We start from the raw sequence: 6,049 nt of genomic DNA on the forward strand, positions 1-6,049 counted from the left end.
CCCCGCCGAAGGGCTGGTCGTGGGCATGGTGGTGCCGACCACCGAGTACTACTACGCGGACGTCGTGCGCGGCGCCCGGCAGACCGTCGAGGCCGCCGGCGCCCGCCTGACGATCGGGCTCTCCCGCTACCTCCCCGACGAGGATGCCGCCCAGGCCCGCCGGCTGCTGTCCACCGGCGCCGACGGACTCCTGCTGACGCCCAGCTGGGAGCGCGGCTGCCCGGAGCGGGGCGAGGGGCTGTGGGCGGTGGAGCAGGAGGTCCCGGTCGTCCTGGTGGAACGCTCGGCGCCCCTCGGTCATCCGGCGGCGGGCCTGGACCGGGTGCGCTCGGACCATGCGCACGGCGCCGCCGAAGCGGTGGCGCACCTGGCCGGGCTCGGGCACCGGGCGATCGCGCTCGCCGTGCAGGACAGCCCGACCGCTCCCCGGCTCCGGGTCGGATACCGGGCCGCCGTGGAGGCGCTGGGGCTCACCCCGGTGTCGGCCGCGCCGCTGGACGACGCTCCGTCGCGGTCGGAGGCGAAGCGTTTCGAGCGGACCCTGGAGTACCTGTGCGAGGCCGTGGCGAGCGGCAACGTGACCGCCGCGATCGTGCACAGCGACGCGGACGCGATCGTCCTCATCCCACGGCTCCAGGCCCGGGGCGTACGGGTGCCCGAGGACCTCGCGGTGATCGCGTACGACGACGAGGTCGCCGGCCTCGCCGACCTGCCGCTCACCGCCGTGGCCCCGGACAAGCACGCCGTGGGGGCCGCCGCCGCCCGGCTTCTGCTGGACCGCCTGGGTGTGACGGAGCCCGGCGCGGGGGACCCGAGGGCGGGGGAGACGGGCCGGAGTTCTGCCGCCCGCAGGCACCTGGACATCCTGCCCAGCCTGCGGATCCGGGTCTCCTGCGGGGCGGTCGCCGCCGCCCCCTGACGGAAGAGGTGCCGCGCCAGGAGCCGTGCCCTGGGCCAACAGGCCCCGCGGGTACGGCTCTTCGCGTGTCCGGGCGGCGATGGCTCGGAGCCGGCGCCCCGACTCCTAGATGATCGATTCGATTGAATTGGTCGTTTGCTCTTGACGGCGATCACTTCTGCGCAAAATGATGTGTGCCGTTCACCTCATCTCCCGCAGTTCGAGGTCCCGTAGGAGCCGGCCCATGCCCCGTAACGCCCGCACGTCCCGCCTCGCCCTCGCGGCGTCCGCCGCCTCGCTCGCCCTGCTCGTCACCGCCTGCGGCGGTGGATCGGGGTCGGACGCCTCGGGTCCCGGCGACGGCGAGCCCGTCACCCTCACCTTCTGGTCGTCCGCCCTGGGCGCCAAGGAGACGGCCGACGCGTTCAACAAGACGCAGACCGGCATCAAGATCAAGTTCTCCCTGGTGCCCGCCGGGCCCGAGGGCGTCACCAAGCTCTCCAACGCGGTCAAGGGCGGCAACGCCCCCGACGTGGCCACGATGGACTACTCCGCCCTGCCCGAGTACGCCAGCGAGGGCAACCTGGTGAACCTGACGCCCACCTCCGGGGAGCTGGTGAAGAAGGAGTTCCCCGAAGCGGTCCAGTCCCTGGTCAACCTCGGCGGCTCCACCTGGGCGGTCCCGTTCGACGTCACGCCCATCCAGCTCTTCTACCGCAAGGACCTGTTCAAGAAGCACGGCGTCGAGGTGCCGACCACCTGGGCCGAATACCGCACGGCCGCCGAGAAGATCCAGCGGGCCGACCCCGACGTCGCCATCACCAACTTCGGCGGCGGCGACCCCGCCCTGCTCTCCGGCCTCGCCTGGCAGGCCGGCGCCCAGTGGTACGGCACCAACGGTGACGCCTGGAAGATCGACATCGACGACCCGGCCTCCCGCAAGGTCGCCGCCTACTGGGACGACCTCCTGGGCGACGGCCTCGCCTCCAGGACCCCGCTCTGGGGCGAGGGCGAGGCCAAGGAGCGCTCCACCGGCAAGGTCGCCACCGTGATCGGCGCCGCCTGGAGCGCCGGGACCTTCCCCGTCAGCTACCCCGACAGCAAAGGCAAGTGGGGCATAGCCCCCCTGCCCACATGGGACGGCAAGCCGAGCACCGGCATGTACGGCGGAACTTCCTACATCGTGCCCAAGGGCAGCGAACACACCGAGGCGGCCGCCGAGTTCATCAAGTGGGTCACCACCGACCCCGCGGCCATGACCGCCCGCCTCAGCTCCCTCAAGGCCCCCAGCAGCGCCCTGCCCGCCAACGAGGGCATGCGCGCCGCGGCGGCGAAGGAGTTCGACACCTCCTACTTCGCCGGCCAGGACGTCTACGCCGTGGCCGGCGCGGCCGCCGACACGATCGTGCCCGGCTGGACCTGGGGCCCGGTGCAGCAGCAGGTCGTCTCGGCGCAGATGGCCGCGGGCAGCGACCACACGAAGATGCTCAGCTCCGGTCAGGCGAAGGGCGAGAGGGCGGTCACCGACCGCGGCCTGAAGCTCGACAAGTAGCCGCACGGCTGCCCGGGACACACCGTGCCGGGCAGCCCGCCCCCTCCTCACGCCCACCCCATCCATCCAGCCGAAGGAGCATCAGGTGGCAGCCCCACTCGCCCGGCCGGCCAAGACCCCGGCACCCCAGGCCGCGCCGCCGCCCACGGGGCACACGGGGCCCGCAGATCCCGCCGTTTCCACCGGACCGGGAAAGCCGGGCGGCCCCGGCACCCGACGCGGACAGCGCCGGGCGGTCGCCCTGTTCACGGTCCCGTTCTTCGCCCTGTTCACCGCCGTCACCGTGCTGCCGATGGTCTACGCGGCCTGGATGAGCCTCTACCGCGAGGAGTCCTCCGGCCTGGGATTCGGCGGCACCGAGCGGGTCTTCGCCGGATTCGGCAACTTCACCGAAGCCCTGGGCAACGAGGCGTTCCTCCGCTCGTTCGGGAACATCGCGCTCTACTGCGCGCTCTACATCCCCGCGATGGTCGGCGGAGCTCTCGTCCTGGCCCTGCTCGTCGACTCGACCATGGCCCGGGCCCGGCGCTTCTTCCAGATCGCCTACTTCCTGCCGCACGCGGTACCCGGCCTGATCGCCTCGCTGATCTGGCTCTACCTCTACACCCCGGGGCTCAGCCCGATCACCGACGCCCTCGACGCGCTCGGCGCCCAGTGGAACTTCTTCGGCCAGGACGAGGCGATCTTCTCGGTCGTCAACATCTCCGCCTGGCAGTGGACCGGCTACAACATGATCATCTTCTACGCGGGTCTCCAGGCCGTTCCCCGCGAGGTCCTGGAAGCGGCGACCGTCGACGGAGCCGGAGCCCTGCGCACCGCCCTCCAGGTCAAGATCCCCATGATCCGGCCCACCGTCGTCCTGACCCTGCTGTTCACGTGCGTCGGTGCCATCCAGCTCTTCGACGCCCCCAAACTCGTACAACTGCGCGCCAACACCATGGGCGAGGACTGGTCGCCGACCATGTTCATCTACACCGCGGCCTTCAAGGGCCACGACTACGGCCTGGCCGCCGCGAGTTCCCTCCTGCTCGCCCTCGTCGCCGGCCTGCTGTCCTTCGTCGTCACCAAGATCGGCAACCGGTGGAAGGCCTCATGAGCACCCAGACAGCCACCCCCGACGCACCGCCCGCGCCGACGCCGCCCCGCCGCGCCGGACGCCCCTCCGCCCGGCCGCCCGGCCGCCGGGGCCACGGGATCACCTCCCGCGTCATGGTCAACGGCGTCCTCGCCGTCGTCGCCGTCTACACCCTGATGCCGCTGACCTGGCTCCTCATCGCCTCCACCAAGAGCTACCGGGACCTGTTCGCCACCAACCCGTTCAGCCTCGGCGACTTCCAGTTCCTGGCCAATCTGAACGCCCTCCTCGACTACAACGACGGGGTCTTCGTCCGCTGGCTGCTCAACAGCCTCCTGTACACGGTCGTCGCCTCCGGGCTCTCCACCCTCATCTCGGTGGCCTGCGGCTACGCCTTCGACAAGTACGCCTTCCGCGGCCGGGAGAGGTGGTTCGGAGTCGTCCTCGTCGGCGTCCTCATCCCCTCGACCGTCGTCCAGCTCCCGCTCTACCTGATGGCCTCCGAACTGGGCCTCGTCAACACCTACTGGGCTGTCCTGATCCCCAGCCTGGTGAACCCCTTCGGCGTCTACCTGGCCCGCGTCTTCTCCGAGGGGTACGTACCGGGCGAGGTCCTGGAAGCGGCCCGGATGGACGGGGCGGGAGAGGTACGGACGTTCAGGGAGGTCGCCCTGCCGATGCTGGCACCCGGCTTCGTGACCATCTTCCTGTTCTCCTTCACCGCGAACTGGAACAACTTCTACGGCGCGCTCATGATGCTCAACGACGACCGGCTCTACCCGGTCAACCTGGGCCTCTACATGTGGAACCAGAACGTCTACCAGCAGCCTGAGCTCTACCCGCTGGTCATCATCGGCTCCCTCGTCGCCGTCGTCCCCCTGATCGTCGCCTTCCTCTGCCTCCAGCGCTTCTGGCGCTCGGGCCTCACCGCAGGAGCCGTCAAGTGAGCCACTCCGCCGCGCCCCAGCGGACCCGTCCCCGCACCGTCCTGGCGATGAGCGGCGAGACCCGCGCGGCGATCCTGGCCCCGGAGGCCCTGGACCGGCTCACCCGCGTCGCCGACCTCGTCCCCGGCCTCCTCGTCACCGACTTCGACGCCGACGACCCCGCCCAGCGCACCGGGCTCCACGAGGCCGAGGTCCTGTTCACCGGCTGGGGCTGCCCGCCGCTCGGCCCGGCGGCCCTGAGCGCCATGCCCCGGCTGCGCGCGGTCGTCCACGCCGCCGGCTCCGTCAAGCACCACATCACCCAGGACGTCTGGGACCGGGGCATCGCCGTCAGCACCGCAGCCACGGCCAACGCCTTCCCGGTCGCCGAATACACGGTCGCGGCGATCCTCTTCGCCAACAAGCGGATCCTGGAGAGCGCCCGCGTCTACCGCGAGGCCCGCTCCCGGGTGAACCTCCTCGAACGATTCCCCGCCGTCGGCAACTACCGCCGCACCGTGGGCATCGTCGGCGCCTCCCGCATAGGACGCCGCGTCGTCGAACTGCTGCGCCCCTACGATCTGCGCGTCCTGGTCCACGATCCGTACCTGGACGAGGACGGGGCCCGGACCCTGGGCGTGGAGCGCGCCGCCCTCGACGACCTGGCGGCACAGAGCGACGTCGTCAGCATCCACGCCCCCGAACTCCCGTCGACCCGCAACCTGTTCGATGCCGGACGCCTCGCCCTCATGCGGGACGGGGCGACCCTCGTCAACACCGCACGCGGTTCCCTGGTGGACACCGACGCGCTCGTGAAGGAGCTGGCCTCCGGACGCCTGAACGCCGTGCTCGACCACACGGAACCGGAAGTCCTGCCCGCCGACTCACCCCTCTACGACCTGCCGAACGTCCTTCTCACCCCGCACATCGCCGGGTCCCAGGGCGGCGAACTCCACCGGCTCGCGGACGCCGCCGTCGACGAGCTCGAACGCTACGCGCACGGTCTGCCGTTCGCCCACGCGGTGGACCCCCGCACCCTCCACCAGCAGGCCTGACCCGTACGCGTACCCGTACACCATTCCTGCCCGCCGGGAGCACCCGTCGGGGGACGCCCCGTCGGGTGTGCCCCCGGCGTGGCGTCACGCGGCGTACGCCCGCCCCGAAGGCAGCACCGAGATCATCCGGGCCACGGTGCGGGCCATCGCGTCCCGGCCGTCCGCCAGATAGCGGCGCGGGTCCACGCCCCGGTCGTCCCGGGCCAGTCGTTCCCTTATCGCTCCGGTCATCGCGATGTTGAGCGCGGTACCGATGTTGACCTTGCGGATCCCGCCCGCCACGGCGCGGGCCAGTTCCTCGTCGGAGGCCCCGGACGAACCGTGCAGCACCAGGGGAACCGGCACGGCCTCACACAGCCTGCCCAGCAGGCCGTGGTCGATGACGGCGTCCCGCGAGGTCATGGCGTGCGAGGTGCCGACCGCCACGGCCAGCGCGTCGACCCCGGTGGCCGCGACGTAGGCCCGTGCCTCGTCGGGATCCGTACGGGCCCCGGGCGCGTGGGCGTCGAGCGCCGGCTCCCCGTTCTTCCCGCCCACCTGCCC

At 71.6% G+C, this 6,049-nt stretch carries 6 protein-coding genes; 5 read left to right on the plus strand and 1 reads right to left on the minus strand.

Annotated features, from left to right (window positions below; translation table 11 throughout):
• The 5 genes from HET64_RS35325 to HET64_RS35345 all read left to right on the plus strand — a co-directional run.
• A partial coding sequence (locus HET64_RS35325; RefSeq protein ID WP_215111331.1) for a substrate-binding domain-containing protein occupies positions 1 to 919 on the plus strand: 919 nt, incomplete at its 5' end.
• Positions 920 to 1,142: 223 nt separating this feature from the next.
• Positions 1,143 to 2,450, plus strand: coding sequence for a sugar ABC transporter substrate-binding protein (locus tag HET64_RS35330; protein WP_215111332.1), 1,308 nt, complete (start codon positions 1,143 to 1,145; stop codon positions 2,448 to 2,450).
• A gap of 85 nt (positions 2,451 to 2,535) precedes the next feature.
• Positions 2,536 to 3,546, plus strand: a complete 1,011-nt coding sequence (locus tag HET64_RS35335) for a carbohydrate ABC transporter permease (protein ID WP_215111333.1) — start codon at positions 2,536 to 2,538, stop codon at positions 3,544 to 3,546.
• Positions 3,543 to 4,472: a carbohydrate ABC transporter permease gene (locus HET64_RS35340; RefSeq protein WP_215111334.1), complete on the plus strand. Its 930-nt coding sequence runs from the start codon at positions 3,543 to 3,545 to the stop codon at positions 4,470 to 4,472. Before HET64_RS35335 ends, HET64_RS35340 begins: the two co-directional genes overlap by 4 nt.
• On the plus strand, positions 4,469 to 5,506 hold the full coding sequence (locus HET64_RS35345; RefSeq protein ID WP_215111335.1) for a hydroxyacid dehydrogenase: 1,038 nt from the start codon (positions 4,469 to 4,471) through the stop codon (positions 5,504 to 5,506). Before HET64_RS35340 ends, HET64_RS35345 begins: the two co-directional genes overlap by 4 nt.
• 84 nt (positions 5,507 to 5,590) lie before the next feature.
• Here the strand turns inward: HET64_RS35345 and HET64_RS35350 are convergent.
• The coding region (locus HET64_RS35350) for a class II fructose-bisphosphate aldolase (RefSeq protein WP_215111336.1) at positions 5,591 to 6,049 on the minus strand (459 nt) is incomplete at its 5' end.

This window comes from Streptomyces sp. McG3 (assembly GCF_018619185.1).
Lineage (GTDB): Bacteria > Actinomycetota > Actinomycetes > Streptomycetales > Streptomycetaceae > Streptomyces.